Origin of the sequence: Actinopolymorpha alba DSM 45243 (assembly GCF_000373925.1) — a bacterium.
Classification (GTDB): domain Bacteria; phylum Actinomycetota; class Actinomycetes; order Propionibacteriales; family Actinopolymorphaceae; genus Actinopolymorpha; species Actinopolymorpha alba.
Window position 1 is genome coordinate 66,232 of the sequence record NZ_KB892739.1, and the last position, 14,838, is coordinate 81,069.

A 14,838-nucleotide genomic window follows, 5' to 3' on the forward strand; every position below is an offset into this window, starting at 1 on the left:
CCACGCCGGAGTCATTCGGAAGGGAACTTGATGCGACGCAAGGTCATTACCGGTGCGGCGGTCTGCGCCGCCATGCTGCTGATCCCAACAACAGCGGCTGTCGGTGCGGAGCGCACCGACCCGCGGCCCGCCGAGCAGCGCAGAGCCGCCGAACTCGGGCTCCAAACCGCTCCCGCCGCCAAGCCGGGCGAGCAACCGCGGAGCGCGAATCCGTATCTGGCGATGCTGCCTGACCCGTCCAAGGCCGACTACATCGGTTGGCGTCGTATCCTCCAGGCCGAAAGTGGCAAGCGGGCCGACCTCATGGAACGCCAACGCAAGGCCGCCAACGCCCGTCAACCGATCCTTGTCGAGGACGACGAACCCACGGACACCCGTGGCGGCAACGACACCTTGACGACGGCGCAGCAGGTCGACGGGTTCGGGACGGGCCGGCGCGACAACCCGCGTGCCCGGATCCTCGGCACACTCTCGCCGGAACACGTGGAGACCACGAGCATCCCGCCAAGTGCTGAGGATGATGGCGCGATCCCGCTGGCGCGGGTGACCGGGATTTCCGCTGACCTTCCGAGTGTGCGCACCAGCGGCACGATCGGCGACGGCCCACACGGCTCCGCCGGAGACAAGAGCGGCGACTTCGACTTCTACCGCGTAGACGCGGTCGCCGGAAAGACACTCACCATCGACGTTGATCCCTCGGGCAGTGCGCTGCTCCCCGCGGTGGGCCTCTACGACGAACGCGGCACGCTCATCACCGCCGCGCAGGACATGATCGGTACGGGCGGCCCGGCGCATCTGTCGTACCCCGTTGACAAGACCGGGACCTACTACCTCTCCGTGGGCAGCATGACGCCGTGGCCCTACTCGCTCGATCCGTTCGATTCCGGAAGCGGTGTGGGAGTGGGCACCGAAGGCGGTTACGACATCACGATCACGGTTCAGAAGGCCGACCTCGACATCTACGCGGTCGACCTGGCGCCGGGTGACGTCCTCGGCGGCACCGTGACCGGTGCTGCCCGGCAACTCAGCGTCTTCGACCCGGACGGCGTACTGGTCCAGGGTTCGACCCTCGACGTGAGCGCCCTCTTCCCGGCAAGTTCGCCACTTCCCGGCGGCGGCAATGCGACGGTGGACCATGTGGCGGCGGTCGCCGGCACCCACTACGTCGCGGTGGGCGACGGCGCGGGCCGCTACGACGCCACCGTCGAGGTGTATCGGCCCGGTGGCGAACGAACGGCCAGGTCCCAAACCATCTTCCTTGACTTCGACGGCGCACGGTTCAACAACAACATCTTCGCCGGCGCCGCCACCAAGCCCGGCGTCCGCACCCTCAGCCCGCTCCGGGCGTTCCTCGGCAACTGGGGGCTCAGCCGCGCCGACGAACCCGCGGTGATCGACGCGATCACTGAAACCGTACGTAAGAACCTCGTGGACGACATTGCCGAGCGGAGCTCGAACCCGCGGGTCGACGTCCGGATCACCAACTCCAAGGACGACCCTGACACGTTCGGGCAGCCGGGCACCAGCAGGGTCATCGTCGGCGGCACCACCGAAGAAGCGGGAATCATCCCTGTCGTCGGCATCGCGCAGTCCATCGACCCCGGTAACTTCAATCGGGAAGAGACCGCACTCGCTCTCCTCGACAACCTCAGCGCACCGGCCGACAACCCCGTGTCACTCAACGCGTACATGACTGACAAGAGCGACCGGATCGCGTTCATCGGTCAGGCGATCGGCAACATCGTGTCCCACGAGGCCGGGCACTACCTCGGTAACTGGCACACCAGTGACCTGAGCGGCGTCACCAACCTGATGGACACCGGGCATATCTACGACCTGTTCGGCCTTGGACCCGACCGGATCGGCGGCACCGAGGACGACATCGACAACTCCTTCACCCATGACGTCTTCGAACCAACTCAGGGATTCTCCGGCCTGGAGAACACCATCGACCGGACCGGATTCGCATTGACCCGCGGCCGCGGGCTCACCGTTCCCCGGCCCTGACGCCGATCCTCCTGACACCGAATCTGCCCTGATCTGAGGCTGTTCACCACGGCGGCCGGACCCCAGTGGTCCGGCCGCCGCTTTTTCGTCAATTCACACCAGACGACTATTCACCCGGCGTATAGTCCTCGCCATGTCGATCTCCCGTACCTTGCTCGGGTTGCTCGAGAACGAGCCGTCGTACGGCTACACGCTCAAACACCGCTACGACGAACTGTTCGCCCGCACCAAGACGCTGGCCTTCGGCCAGGTCTACGCCACCCTCGGTCGGCTCGAACGCGACGGATACGCGGAGGTGGTCGGCGTCGAGACCGGCGAAGGCCCCGAACGCCGCCGCTACGCGATCACCACCGAGGGCGTGGCAGAACTCGACACCTGGATCCGCACACCGGAGCCGGCCACGGCGTTCGCCCAGAGCACGCTCTTCGTCAAGACCACCTTGGCGTTGCTTTCTGGTCGACCGCCGCGGGAGGTCCTTGACGCCCAGCGCGGCGTGCACCTGGCCCGGATGCGGGAACTCACCAAGGCCCGCACCCGCGCCGACGACATCGACCGCCTCGCCGTCGACTACGAGATCGCTCATCTCGACGCCGACCTGCGCTGGATCGAGGAAGCCAGCGAGCGGCTCGAGCACCGGGATCGCGCCAAGAACAAGGGGAATCGGCCATGACCGAGGATCCGCGCGCGCTGCTGCGCGCCGACGACCTGCGGCTCGCGTTCGGCAGCACTCCCGCGCTCGACGGCGCCTCCGTGGCGGTCGAACGGGGCGAGATCGTTGCCCTGATGGGCCCCTCGGGCTCAGGCAAGTCGACCTTGCTGCACTGCCTTGCCGGCGTTCTCCGGCCCGATCACGGCGAGGTGTGGTGGGAAGGTCGCCGGCTCGACACGTTGCCGGAACGCCGCCGGAGTGCGATCCGGCTGGAGCGATTCGGGTTCGTCTTCCAGTTCGGCGATCTGGTTCCCGAGCTCACGCTGCGCGAGAACATCCTTCTTCCCCTGCGCCTCCTCCGTGCCCCGCGCGCGGACTTCCAGCGCGCCGACGACCTTCTCGACCGGCTGGAGTTGGTCGAGGTCGCCAGCCGGCGCGCAGCGGAGGTTTCGGGCGGTCAGGCGCAGCGCGCCGCCGTCGCCCGCGCGCTCGTCCACCGGCCGGGCGTCGTCTTCGCCGACGAACCCACCGGAGCCCTCGACAGCGTGACCGGCGAGATCGTCCTCACCACTCTCGTCCAACTCGCCCGTGACCACGGCAGCAGCATCATCATCGTCACCCACGACCATCGGGTCGCCGCGCACGCCGACCGCGAGATCGTCATCAGGGATGGCCGCACGACTGCGGAGGTGATCGCGTGACGCCGGCGATCCACCTGGGACTACGACTGGCCGCCGGCACCGGTCGCACCGAACGCCTCCGCGCCGGCCTCACGGTCGGCGCGGCAGCCCTTGGCACTTTGGTGTTCGTGACCGCCCTCGCGGTCGTCCACGCCGAGAGCCGCCGGACCGGCGGCGAACTCGACCGCGACCACCAGATCCTGCTCGCGACTGTGCTGGCGGTCCTGGGGATGCCGGTGCTCACCCTGCTCGCCTCGATCACTCGCCTGTCCGCCTCCGTACGCGACCGCCGGCTGGCCGCGCTCCGGCTCCTCGGCCTGTCCCCCACCAGGACCCGAACGGTGGCGGCCACCGAAGCGAGCGCGCTCGCCCTCGTCGGAGCCGCGCTCGGCTGTGCGCTCTGCTTCGGGCTACGACCGCTGGTTGAGCGGGTGACCATCGCTGACCGGCAGTGGCAGGTGGCCGACTTCCTACCGCCCTGGTGGCAGCTCGGCGCGGTCGTCGTCGGCGTACCTCTGCTCGCCGTTGTCGTCGCCCTCGCACCGACCCGTGCGGTGACCGCCCGCCCGCTGGCGGTCCGTCGGGGTGCGGGCGCCCGGCGGCCCAGCCTGCTGCGGCTCCTGCCCGTCCTCGCGGGTGCGGCCGGGATGGCCTGGATGTTCACGCTTCCGCAGGATCCTGAGGCGTCCCTCGGCTGGTCTGAGTTCTGGCCGTTCCTCGTCGGCGCGATCCTCGCGGGCGTGGGGCTCCCGCTCGCCGTGCCCGTCCTGGTGCGTACTGCCGCCGACCTGCTCGCTCGGGTGGCCCAGCGTCAAGCGGTCCTTGTCGCCGCCCGCCGGCTGCAGGTCGAACCCTCCGCCACCACCCGGATCGTCGCCGGGCTCCTTCTCACCCTCTTTCTCGTCACCGGTGCTCGCTGCGTCATCACCGCGTGGGAGCGCACACCGCAGTACCTTGAGGCTTATCGCGCCGCGTACACCGGTCCACAGGTGATCTCCCTGCACGCGGATCCGAGCAGCCCGCAGGCCGGCACCGACCTGCGCCCGCTGGGCGAGGAGCCCTTCGTCCGCAAGGTCGTTCCTGCGAACATCGTGACCACCCGCTGCGACGGTCCACGGTCTCTGTGCGGCACGGTGTACGTCGGAACCTGCGCCGAGCTCGCGCAACTCCTTCCTGTGAAGGGATGCCGCGACGACAGGGTGGCCTGGATCTCCCACCCGGACGACAGGGACACCAGCCCTAGCCGCATCGCGCCGGGGACGCCGCTGACGATCGCGCGGGAGGTGACCTCTCAGGCGGTGGAGATCCCTGCCCCGTCGGCGCGCATCACGTCGTCGACCGACGTGACGTGGAGCGACGCTCGCGTCCTCGGCCTCTTCGTACCACGCGATTTTCCCGGGGCCGCGGCTCTGGCCGACCCGGCGCATCGTACGTGGGTGGTGTACGCCGAGCCGGGGAAGAAGGCACATGACGCCGTGATCGGCGCGATCGAGCGGCTCGCCCCAACGACGTTCGCCTACGATATGGCCGACTACGCCACGCTCGAACAGGTCGGCGGATACCTGAGCATCCTCTGGGCGGTCACAGCTGTGATCGTGCTGGTGGGTCTCACGTCGTTCGGGATCACCGCGATCGACCGGGCGGTTGAGCGCCGCCGCCAGGTCGCGAGCCTCCACGTGCTGGGCGCTCCCGCGAAACTCGCCCGCCGCAGCCAACTCCTCCAGGCGCTGATCCCACTCGGGCTCGGGATCCCGCTCGCGGGCGGGCTCGGGATGCTCGCCGGAAGCGGCTACCTCGCCTTCGGCTCGCTGCGAGATGACGCACCCTGGCAATCGGTCCTTGCAGTCGTCGCGGCCGCGATGACCGCCGCCCTGCTCGTTGCCGCGGCCAGCGTTCCCGCGATCGGACGGGGCGTCAAGCCGGACTTGCTCCGCCGGGAGTAGCCGCACCAGATCATCCGAAAGATACGCCGGAGGGAGGACACAAGATCAACCCGGGGGCCGAGGTCGCGTACGCAGCATCCCCGTAGCGTCAGATCTCAAGATCGGGGGAAGGAAGATCATCATGATGCGACGCAGGCTGCTCACAGTCGCGACCATGGGGCTCGCGCTGGTTCTCACCCTCAGCGCGGCACCCACCGCCACCGCCACCACCGCTCCCACTACCACCGGAAGCGGGACCGCGCGCGAACCGGTGATCCTCGTCCACGGTTTCCTCGCCACCAGCATCAACATGGCGGTGATGAAGCGGTCGTTCGAGGATGCCGGCTATCCGGCGTACACCCTGGACCTACCCGGAGCCAACAACATCGAGAACGCCCACGCCATCGCCCGGCTCGTCGACCACCTACGTACGACGACCGGGGCCAGCAAGGTCAGCCTCGTCAGTCACAGCATGGGTGGGCTCTCGACGCGTTACTACCTCAAGCGGCTCGGCGGCACCGCCCACGTCCGAAGCTACGTGGCGTTTGGTACGCCGCAGTACGGCTTCGCGCCAGCCTGCCTCCTGCTCCTCGACGATCTGGGGAAGCAGATGTGCCCGAGCAGCGGGTTCCTCGCGGACCTCAACGCCGGGGACGACACCCCGGGCGACGTCGCGTACACCACGATGCGCAGCAGCCTCGACTCCCCCGACACGTATCTCCTCGACGGAGGGGCCTGCTTCCACGAGATTCCCGGTGTCGTCCACGACCTCGAGCCTGCCTCGGGGGCGTTCTTCGAGGCGGCGTTGAGCGCTGTCGAGGGGCGGTGCCCGGGGACGTTCGTCACCTTGCCGCCGCGCTGACGACCCTTATCCAACGAGGTCGGTGATGCGGCGGTGAAGGTCGGCCACCTCCGGGAGGTCGCGGTGCGTCGTGGCATAACGGCGCAGCTCGCGCAGGTCGTCGGCGGCCCGGCGGGAACGCAGGTGCCCGGCGGAGTCAAGCGCCTGGTGTCCGATCGCCGCCGCCTCCCGCGGGTCGTCGGTCGCCATGGTGAGCGAGGCGAGCTTGGTCTGGGAAATGGCCCGTGAGCGAGCGAACGGCGCCGAGTGGCCCTCGACCGCAGCGGCCAACCGCCGGCCGGCCTCCGTGGGGTAGCCCCGCACGCTCAGGTCGAACAACGCGTGCCCGGTGTCACCGGCGTGCTGAGCGCTGTCGTAGTAGGCCATCCACGGTGGATCCTCGGCGGGGTTACTGCGGCTGAAGGCCTCGTCGGCCGCGCCCACCACCCGGAGAGCCTCCTGGGTACGCCCGAGCTTGGCGAGCGCCCTGGCCCGCGCGGTGAGCAACATCGCGTGTTCGGTGGCGGTAATCCGGTCGGTGCGGATCAGGGCCAGTTCGATGAAGGCGAGCCCGATGTCGCACTGCCCACGCCAGATCGCCTGCCGGGCCATGGACGAAAGCACCTTGGCCCGCAAGTGCCAGTTGCCTGCCCCCTCGGCGCAGGCCAGCGCGAACTTGAAGATGCGTTCGGCATCGGCGAAGGCGTACGCGTCAAAGGCCATGAAGGCCGTGACGTTGCCGAGGTGGCCGACCGCCTCGTGGAGTTCGACACGTACGTCTTGGGCGGCATGGGCGTCGAGAAGCTGCGCGGACCACCGCAGCTGCGCGAGGACCGCCTCGCGGACGAACCCACCGCCGTAGGTGTGGTCCCAGCCGCTGAACAACCGTGCGACCGCACGGACATGCGCGATCTCGTGTGTACCTACCCGATCCGGCACTGGTGTCGGCTCGGTGGACGTAAGAAGTTGGAAGGCCGCCGGGGTGACGAGACTCCCCGCCCCGAGAAGGGCGGCCCGTAGAAATTCCTGGCGATTCACGTCGGTCACCGTAGCCGCGACCCGGCGCGGATTGACGAATCCAAGATCGCGATCAGTGGCACACCCGAGGACGGCCCGAAAGGCATCTCGATAGACCCTGTGCGGCCAGCGAATCACTCCCCTTTCGAGCTTTCCGACGTAGTTGGCGTCAAGCCCAAACTCCCGTCTCGTATGTCGGAACAAATAAGCGTTGACCAGGTCGGCGAGCTCCTGCCTGGACACAAAATCGCCCGGCGATTCCCGCGACGCCATTCGTTCGCGGGCGGTCCGTAACCTACTGTTCGGTAGCAATCCGCCACACCCCCGTCTAAAACGGATAGAACCCATAATTCACTAAAGGAGATTCGGACGGAACATCCAGAAAGGGAGAAAAATCTCCCACAGTCATCCCGGCTGGTCTCCCCGGCAGGCTCCCTTCCGCCAAGCCCTGCGGTGCCGAATCCTCGAAGGGTGACGCGCGGCGGTCTGGATGCCCCGACCCCACTCCTGCCAGGCCGCCGCGCCTCACCTGCCGGTCAGGGCGCGCGCACACCGGCCGCTACGCCGTGCGGCCTGCGTTCAGCGGCTCTCGTCCCCCGCGTCGGCGCTGGCGAGGACCGCGGCCCGGCCCGCCTCCACCCGCGCGACCGGTACCCGGAACGGCGAGCAGGAGACGTAGTCGAGTCCAACCTCGTGGAAGAAGTGCACCGACGCCGGGTCGCCGCCATGCTCACCGCACACACCGACCTTGAGGTCTGGTCGGGCTGCCCGGCCCTCCTCGCACGCGATCCGCACCAGGCGGCCGACGCCCTCCGCGTCGAGCGACTCGAACGGCGAAACACCGAAGATGCCCTTCTCGAGGTACGCCGAGAAGAACGCACCCTCCACGTCGTCACGGGAGAAGCCCCAGGCCGTCTGGGTGAGGTCGTTGGTGCCGAACGAGAAGAACTCCGCGGCTCGCGCGATCCGGCCCGCGGTCAACGCGGCGCGCGGAAGCTCGATCATCGTCCCGACCGGGATCGACAGAGCGACCCCGGCGCGTTCCTGTACGTCGTCGATCGCGGCCCGCGCCTCGTCGCGGATGAGCTCCAGCTCCTGCACGGCCCCGACCAGCGGGATCATGACCTCGACCCGGGGATCGCCGCCGGCCTCGATCCGGGCCACCGCCGCCTCCGCGATCGCCCTGACCTGCATGGTGAAGAGTCCGGGTACGAGCAGGCCGAGCCGTACCCCACGCAGGCCCAGCATGGGGTTCTCCTCGTGCAGCCGGCGTACGGCCCGTAGAAGGCGAACGTCGTCGGGGTCCACCTCGCCGCGCTCCCGGGCAACAGCGACCCGCACCGACAGCTCGGTCAGGTCGGGCAGGAACTCGTGCAGCGGCGGGTCGAGCAGCCGTACCGTGACGGGCATCCCGTCCATCGCCGCGAAGATCCCGATGAAGTCGTCCCGCTGCGGCGGCAGCAGGGCGGCGAGTGCCTTCTCCCGCTCCTCGTCGCCCTCGGCGAGGATCAACCGCTCGACGTGGGTACGCCGCTCGCCGAGGAACATGTGCTCGGTACGACACAGGCCGATCCCGTGGGCGCCCATCGACCGGGCCCGGGTCGCGTCGGCGGGGCTGTCGGCGTTCGCCCGGACGTCGAGCCGGCGGCGCGCGTCGGCCAGGCGCATGATCCGGTCAACGGCGCGGACGAGTTCGTCAGCGTCGGCCGCCCGCGGGTCGAGGTCGCCTTCGAAGTACCTCACGACCGGTGAGTCGACGACGGGTACCTCGCCGAGGAACACCTCGCCGGACGTGCCGTCGATGGAGATCACGTCACCCTCGTGGACCTCCACCCCACCAGGTCCGGTGAACCTCCGGCCCACCGTGTCGACGTCCAGCTCCTCCGCGCCGCACACGCAGGTCTTGCCCATGCCGCGCGCGACCACCGCCGCGTGCGAGGTCTTGCCGCCCCGGCTGGTCAGGATCCCGCGCGCGGCGATCATGCCTTCCAGGTCATCAGGGTTGGTCTCCCGGCGGACCAGGATCACCGACTCGCCCGACCGGGCCCACTCCACCGCGGTCGCGTTGTCGAAGACGGCACGCCCCACGGCAGCGCCGGGTGAGGCGTTCATGCCCCGACTGATCCGGCGCCGGCGGCCGCGGTCATCAAAGCGCGGGAACATCAGCTGCGCCAGCTGGTGCCCATCCACCCGGCGCAGCGCCTCGTCCTCGTCGATCAGCCCTTCGTCGACCAGCTGCGTGGCGATCCGGAACGCCGCGGCCGCCGTGCGCTTGCCGACCCGGGTCTGCAGCATCCACAGCTTCCCGCGTTCGATGGTGAACTCGATGTCGCACAGATCGCGGTAGTGGCCTTCCAGCGTGGCCATGATGTCGAGGAGTTGGTGGTAGCTCGTCTGGTCCAGGCGCGCGAGTTCGGTCAACGGCACAGTGTTGCGAATTCCCGCGACCACGTCCTCCCCCTGGGCGTTGGAAAGGTAGTCGCCATAGATTCCTCGTGCGCCGGAGGCCGGATCCCGGGTGAACGCCACGCCGGTACCCGAACCCGCACCCAGGTTTCCGAAAACCATCGCGACCACGTTGACCGCCGTACCAAGATCGCCCGGAATTCGTTCCTGGCGGCGATAGGTGACCGCGCGGGGTGCGTTCCAGCTTTCGAAGACGGCGCGAATCGCGGCGTCGAGTTGCTCGCGGGGATCCTGCGGGAACTCCTTCCCGGTCTCCTCCTGGACAATGCGTTTGTACGCAGCCACGAGATCGCGGAGGTCTTCGGCGTCGAGGTCGACATCGTGTTCGGCGTTCCGGGCCTGTTTGGCGTCCTCCAGCGCGGACTCGAACCGTTCACCGTCAATACCGAGAACGGTTTTCCCGAACATCTGGAGAAGCCGGCGGTAGGAATCCCAGGCGAACCTTTCGTCATTCGCCTGCGCGGCGAGGCCATGCACGGAATCGTCGGTGAGCCCGATGTTGAGCACCGTGTCCATCATCCCCGGCATGGAGAACTTCGCGCCCGACCGGACGGACACCAGCAGCGGATCGGCTGGATCGCCGAGCGTCTTGCCGCGCGCCCGCTCGATCGTGGCCAGGTGGGCCGTGACCTCGTCGGTGAGCCCCGGAGGTTCCTTTCCGGTCTCGAGATAGACCTGGCAGGCTTTCGTGGTGATCGTGAAGCCGGGCGGCACGGGGAGTCCCAGGTTCGTCATCTCGGCGAGGTTGGCACCCTTACCGCCGAGAAGGTCGCGCATGTCCTTGTTGCCTTGGGAAAAGTCATAGCTGAACATCGGCACGGCAACCCCCTTCGCTGCCCGCGCGACAGTGTGGATCCAGCCCCTCACGGGCTTCGCCCGTCCGGGCCCGCCCCCACCGCACTACCCTGCTTCGACAGTAATGCCCAGGCCGGTGGTGGCTGTCGACTTCCCGACCGCCGACGCCGTGACCCGACCGGGACCGACGGATGGGTTGTCAGGCTTGAGCGGGAATCGCCGGACGCGGCAACACCATGGTCGCCTGCCGGAGCGTACGCAGGCTGAGGCTGACGGCAAGGTCTGTGGTCGGAACCGTGAGTACGCCGTACATCCGCCGCGCCCAGCGGGGCAGCGAAGCGAACGCCAGGACGTTGATCGACGGCACGGCCAGGCGAAGCGGGGCCAACCGCACGGGCAGGGGCGGATTGAAGGAATTCAGCAACCCGCGCCGGGCTTCGATGCAGGCGTACAGTTTCGGCCGCATCATCGCGAAATAGTCCGCGAGCTCCGCACAGGTTGCCGGCGCGTCCGCATAATGAATGCCGATTACCTCCGCGGCCCGCCGGCTCTCCGCGACGTACTCATCCGCCTCCTGGGCATTCAGAAGGCCCGAGCGCAAGGAGATGTTGACGTAGGAGTCGATCTCGCCGCAGTGCACCCAGAGAAGGTGTTCGGGTTCGTCGAGCCGGAACACCGTGTCGGTGTCAGGGTCGTAACCGGTGAGAGACGCATGGATCGCGCGTACCCGGCTGGCCGCGCGTTCGACCTCTGCCGTCGTGCCGTAGGTCCGCACGGCCACGAAGTCGGCGGTCCGCAGGAACCTCGCCCAGGCCTTCTTGCGATCGAAGAGCACGGAGTTCTGGAATGTCCCGCGCATGACCCGCGGATGCAGGGACTGCAGATAGAGCGCGCGGATGCCGGCCACCCACATGATGTGCTCGGCGTGCACCCGCCAGGTGACCGAGCCGGGTCCGAACAGCCCGTCGTCGGTGCGAGCGTTTCCATGGCCCACACCAACGACGGTACCGTCCGGCTCGCCCTCGGAGGCGTACAGTCCTCAGGAACGTTCGATCCCTACGGGCGTTCGGTCTCCCACGCCACGGTCTCGGCGATGATCTTCTCCGGGTCGGTCTCGGCCCTGCGCGCCAGTGCCGCCGCCGGCGGTCGGTCGTACACCTGGTTCAGCGCCGGCACCCCGTCCTCGATCACGTACGAACGCCGGGTGAACACCTCCGCGCCGGCCTCCTTGACGTACGGCAGGCAACGGAAGTCGGCCCGCATCTCCCCCGGCGTGATCGTCGTCCGGACGTAGCCCCGCAGGTTGTTGTAGAACTTCAGGTGCGGGTTGATCGTCAGGAACGGATGGGTCGTCGGGTTGGAGTCCGCGCCGTTCCCGCCGGTCGAGATCGAGCTGCAGACAAGCTCGGTCCCGACACTGCGCGAGGTCGGGTCGTCGTAGTCGAGCTTGAGTTCGCTGGCCCAGTGCGCGTGCACGTCGCCGGTGAGCACGACCGGGTTACGCACGCCCGCGTCAACCCAGCCTTGCGTGATCCGCTGGCGCGACGCGACGTACCCGTCCCAGGCGTCCTGGCTGGTGACCTTCGCGGGCCCGGCGTTGTTGTCACGCTGGGCGAAGAACACCTGCTGGCCAATCACATCCCAGCGGGCCTCCGAGCGGTGGAACCCGTCGACCAGCCATTCCTCCTGCGGCCGGCCGGTGATCGACCGCGCCGGGTCGACCGCCGCCGGGCAGTCCCGGTAGCCGTCCCCACAGCCCTGGTCGTCGCGGTACTGCCGGGTGTCGAGCATGTGGAACGTCGCGAGCTGGCCCCACCGGATCCGGCGGTAGAGCTGCATGTCGATGCCCCGCGGGATGGAGGTGCGGCGCAGCGGCATGTTCTCGTAGTAGGCCTGGAACGCCGCGGCCCGGCGAGCGAGGAACGTCGGAGCCTCGGCCGCCTTCTCCGGCATCTCGTCGGCCCAGTTGTTGTCGACCTCGTGGTCGTCCCAGACGACGAGCCATGGAGCGGCGGCGTGCGCGGCCTGCAGGTCGGGGTCAGCTTTGTACTGCGCGTGCCGCTGCCGGTAGTTGGCCAGGGTCACCGTCTCCGGGCCGTCGTGGTGGCGGACGTTGCCGCCGGGTGCGACATAGCCGCCAGCCTTGTATTCGTACTGATAGTCGCCAAGGTGCAGCACCAGGTCCGGCTCGTCCTCGGCAAGTCGCCGGTACGCGGTGAAGAGTCCGTGCTCGAACTGCGAGCAGGACACGAAGGCCATGGCCAGCGAGGACACCAGGCTGGAGTACGCCGGGGCGGTGACGGCGCGGCCGGCCGGGGAGAGGTACTTGCCGACCCGGAAGCGGTACCAGTACTCCCGTCCCGGTGCGAGGCCGGCGAGCTCCACGTGGATGCTGTGCGCGGAGTCCGGTACGGCCGTGACCGAACCGGCCCGGACGACCTCGTCGAAACGTTCGTCCTTCGCGACCTGCCAGTTCACCTGCGCGGACGTGCTGGGCATGCCGCCGAGACCATCCTCGGCGAGCGGGTTGGTGGCCAGCCGGGTCCAGATGACGAAGCCGTCCGGACTCGGGTCACCAGACGCGACCCCGAGCGTGAACGGGTCCGTGCGGAACACGGTCGGGGCCGCCGCGTCTGCCGCGTGCGGCATCGCGAGGAGCGATCCGGCCGCTAGGCCGCCGACGAGGAACGTACGCCGTCCAAGGCCGTCGGGAGAGGAAATCTGGGGCACGTGGGCACCTCCGGATGGTGGGCTCAGGAGAGCCCAGCATCGGGCGGTTTCCCACCGTGGACATGGCGATTCTGTAAGTCATTGGCGACGTGAAGATGACCAATAGACGTCCTCGCCAGAACCTGCCGGCAGAAGATCATCTTCTGCGGCATATGCCCGGATTTTTCGACGCTTCGACAGATGGCCACTCCCGGCCGCCGCAGCGGTCCGCGGCTCGGTTCACACGTGCGGGTGGTGCGCCCGGAGATATCTCACGCACCGGACGACTTGCGGCCAGTTCATGATCATTTCGGGGAAGTGGCCCACGCGTCACGCGAAACGTGGGCCACTTCCCCGAAATGATCTTGGTTGGATTCGAGAGTGGCTGCCGCCACGGACGGCAGAGTCAGCCGCCTGAGACCCCAAGCTCCGCCGCCGCGAGGTCCTGCCCCAGACCGTCACGGTCATCCAGCCAGCCCGCCGGCATCGTCACGTGCCGCGGGCTTCCCTGCCGCCCGCGCGGCTGGCCGAGCTCGCCCACCGGGAACGGCTGGCCGGCGTCCAGCTCGGCAAGGAGCTCGTCGAGCTCAGCGAGGGTCGACACCAGAGCGAGCGCGGCGCGGGTACGGGAACCCACCGCGAACCCCTTGAGATACCACGCGACATGCTTGCGGAACTCCCGGCAGCCGCGGTCCTCCCCGATGTAACCCGCGAGGAGTTCGACGTGCCGCCGCATCATCGCCGCCACCTCGCCGAGTGTGGGCAGGGGCGGCGGGTCCGCGACCTCGCCGAACGCCGCGGCCAGATCCCGGAACAACCACGGCCGGCCAAGACAGCCCCGCCCGACGACGACGCCGGCGCACCCGGTCTCGCGCACCATCCGGACGGCGTCCGCGGCCTCCCAGATGTCGCCGTTGCCGAGGACGGGAATGCCGACGTGGGCAGCGAGTTCGGCGATGGCGGGCCAGTCAGCGACGCCGCTGTAGTGCTGGGCGGCCGTTCGGGCATGGAGCGCGATCGCGGCGCACCCGGCGTCCTCCGCGATCCGCCCGGCCTCGAGGAAGGTCAGATGGTCGTCGTCGATCCCCTTGCGGGTCTTCATGGTGACGGGTACGCCGTAGGGCTCCGCCGCGCTGACCGCCGAACGCAGGATCGCGTCGAGCAGTGCGCGCTTCCACGGCAGGACGGCCCCACCGCCGCGCCGGGTCACCTTCGGGACGGGGCAGCCGAAGTTGAGGTCCACGTGAGCCACGCCGTACTCGCCGCAGAGAATGCGGGTCGCCTCACCGACGTACACCGGATCCACGCCGTACAACTGCACCGAACGCACCGCCTCGCCCGGATCGAAGACGAGCATCCGCTGGGTCGTCTCGTCCTTCTCGACCAGGCCGCGCGAGGTGATCATCTCGCAGACGTACAACCCCGACCCCTGCTTAGGGTCGCGTTCGGCTCCTCGTTCGCTCCCCAGACCGCTCGTACCTCGCGGGCCACTCCGCTCACTCGCTCCCCGAGCCGCTCCCTGCTCATGGTCGCGTTCGGCTCCTCGTTCGCTCCCCAGACCGCTCGTACCTCGCGGGCCACTCCGCTCACTCGCTCCCCGAGCCGCTCCTTGCTCCCGGCACAAGGTCCTAAACGCCGCGTTCGTCACGCCCGCCATCGGCGCCAGGACGACCGGAGGGTCCACGGTCAGGCTGCCGAGCTGGAGGCTCGCGGACGGGCGGGGCAGGGCCACGACAACGGTCATATCAGGAT

At 68.7% G+C, this 14,838-nt stretch carries 10 protein-coding genes; 5 read left to right on the top strand and 5 right to left on the bottom strand.

Annotated features, from left to right (window positions below):
• Window positions 1-30 precede the first annotated feature (30 nt).
• From B141_RS0107450 to B141_RS39415, 5 genes are all read left to right on the top strand, one after another.
• Window positions 31-2,007, top strand: coding sequence for a PPC domain-containing protein (locus tag B141_RS0107450; protein WP_020574528.1), 1,977 nt, complete (start codon window positions 31-33; stop codon window positions 2,005-2,007).
• Window positions 2,008-2,140: 133 nt separating this feature from the next.
• Entirely contained in the window at window positions 2,141-2,677 is a 537-nt protein-coding gene (locus B141_RS0107455; protein WP_020574529.1) for a PadR family transcriptional regulator, read from the top strand.
• Complete coding sequence (locus B141_RS0107460) at window positions 2,674-3,357, top strand: ABC transporter ATP-binding protein (RefSeq protein WP_020574530.1); 684 nt, start codon at window positions 2,674-2,676, stop codon at window positions 3,355-3,357. The genes B141_RS0107455 and B141_RS0107460 overlap by 4 nt, the downstream gene beginning before the upstream one ends.
• Window positions 3,354-5,279, top strand: a complete 1,926-nt coding sequence (locus B141_RS0107465; protein WP_020574531.1) for an FtsX-like permease family protein — start codon at window positions 3,354-3,356, stop codon at window positions 5,277-5,279. The genes B141_RS0107460 and B141_RS0107465 overlap by 4 nt, the downstream gene beginning before the upstream one ends.
• 121 nt (window positions 5,280-5,400) lie before the next feature.
• On the top strand, window positions 5,401-6,120 hold the full coding sequence (locus B141_RS39415; protein WP_020574532.1) for an esterase/lipase family protein: 720 nt from the start codon (window positions 5,401-5,403) through the stop codon (window positions 6,118-6,120).
• 6 nt (window positions 6,121-6,126) lie between these two features.
• On the opposite strand, the gene B141_RS0107475 is transcribed toward B141_RS39415, so the two are convergent.
• The 5 genes from B141_RS0107475 to dusB form a co-directional block, all read right to left on the bottom strand.
• Window positions 6,127-7,137, bottom strand: coding sequence for an NsdA family TPR-like regulatory protein (locus tag B141_RS0107475; RefSeq protein WP_237742642.1), 1,011 nt, complete (start codon window positions 7,135-7,137; stop codon window positions 6,127-6,129).
• Between the two features lie 558 nt (window positions 7,138-7,695).
• Window positions 7,696-10,395 (bottom strand): pyruvate, phosphate dikinase, encoded by a 2,700-nt coding sequence (ppdK, locus tag B141_RS0107480; RefSeq protein ID WP_084678160.1) that lies wholly within the window; start codon window positions 10,393-10,395, stop codon window positions 7,696-7,698.
• Between the two features lie 181 nt (window positions 10,396-10,576).
• The gene (locus tag B141_RS0107485) at window positions 10,577-11,371 is read right to left on the bottom strand and encodes an oxygenase MpaB family protein (protein ID WP_020574535.1); all 795 of its coding nucleotides are present in this window, start codon (window positions 11,369-11,371) and stop codon (window positions 10,577-10,579) included.
• A 62-nt stretch (window positions 11,372-11,433) separates the two neighbouring features.
• Window positions 11,434-13,107, bottom strand: coding sequence for an alkaline phosphatase D family protein (locus B141_RS0107490; protein ID WP_020574536.1), 1,674 nt, complete (start codon window positions 13,105-13,107; stop codon window positions 11,434-11,436).
• 385 nt (window positions 13,108-13,492) lie between these two features.
• Window positions 13,493-14,830 (bottom strand): tRNA dihydrouridine synthase DusB, encoded by a 1,338-nt coding sequence (dusB, locus tag B141_RS39420; protein ID WP_063828574.1) that lies wholly within the window; start codon window positions 14,828-14,830, stop codon window positions 13,493-13,495.
• Window positions 14,831-14,838 lie beyond the last annotated feature (8 nt).

Bases quoted from the DNA above. Each gene is read 5' to 3' on its own strand.
- B141_RS0107450 (WP_020574528.1), top strand. From the start codon at position 31: ATGCGACGCAAGGTCATTACCGGTGCGGCGGTCTGCGCCGCCATGCTG.
- B141_RS0107455 (WP_020574529.1), top strand. From the start codon at position 2,141: ATGTCGATCTCCCGTACCTTGCTCGGGTTGCTCGAGAACGAGCCGTCG.
- B141_RS0107460 (WP_020574530.1), top strand. From the start codon at position 2,674: ATGACCGAGGATCCGCGCGCGCTGCTGCGCGCCGACGACCTGCGGCTC.
- B141_RS39415 (WP_020574532.1), top strand. From the start codon at position 5,401: ATGATGCGACGCAGGCTGCTCACAGTCGCGACCATGGGGCTCGCGCTG.
- ppdK (WP_084678160.1), bottom strand. From the start codon at position 10,395: ATGTTCAGCTATGACTTTTCCCAAGGCAACAAGGACATGCGCGACCTT.
- dusB (WP_063828574.1), bottom strand. From the start codon at position 14,830: ATGACCGTTGTCGTGGCCCTGCCCCGCCCGTCCGCGAGCCTCCAGCTC.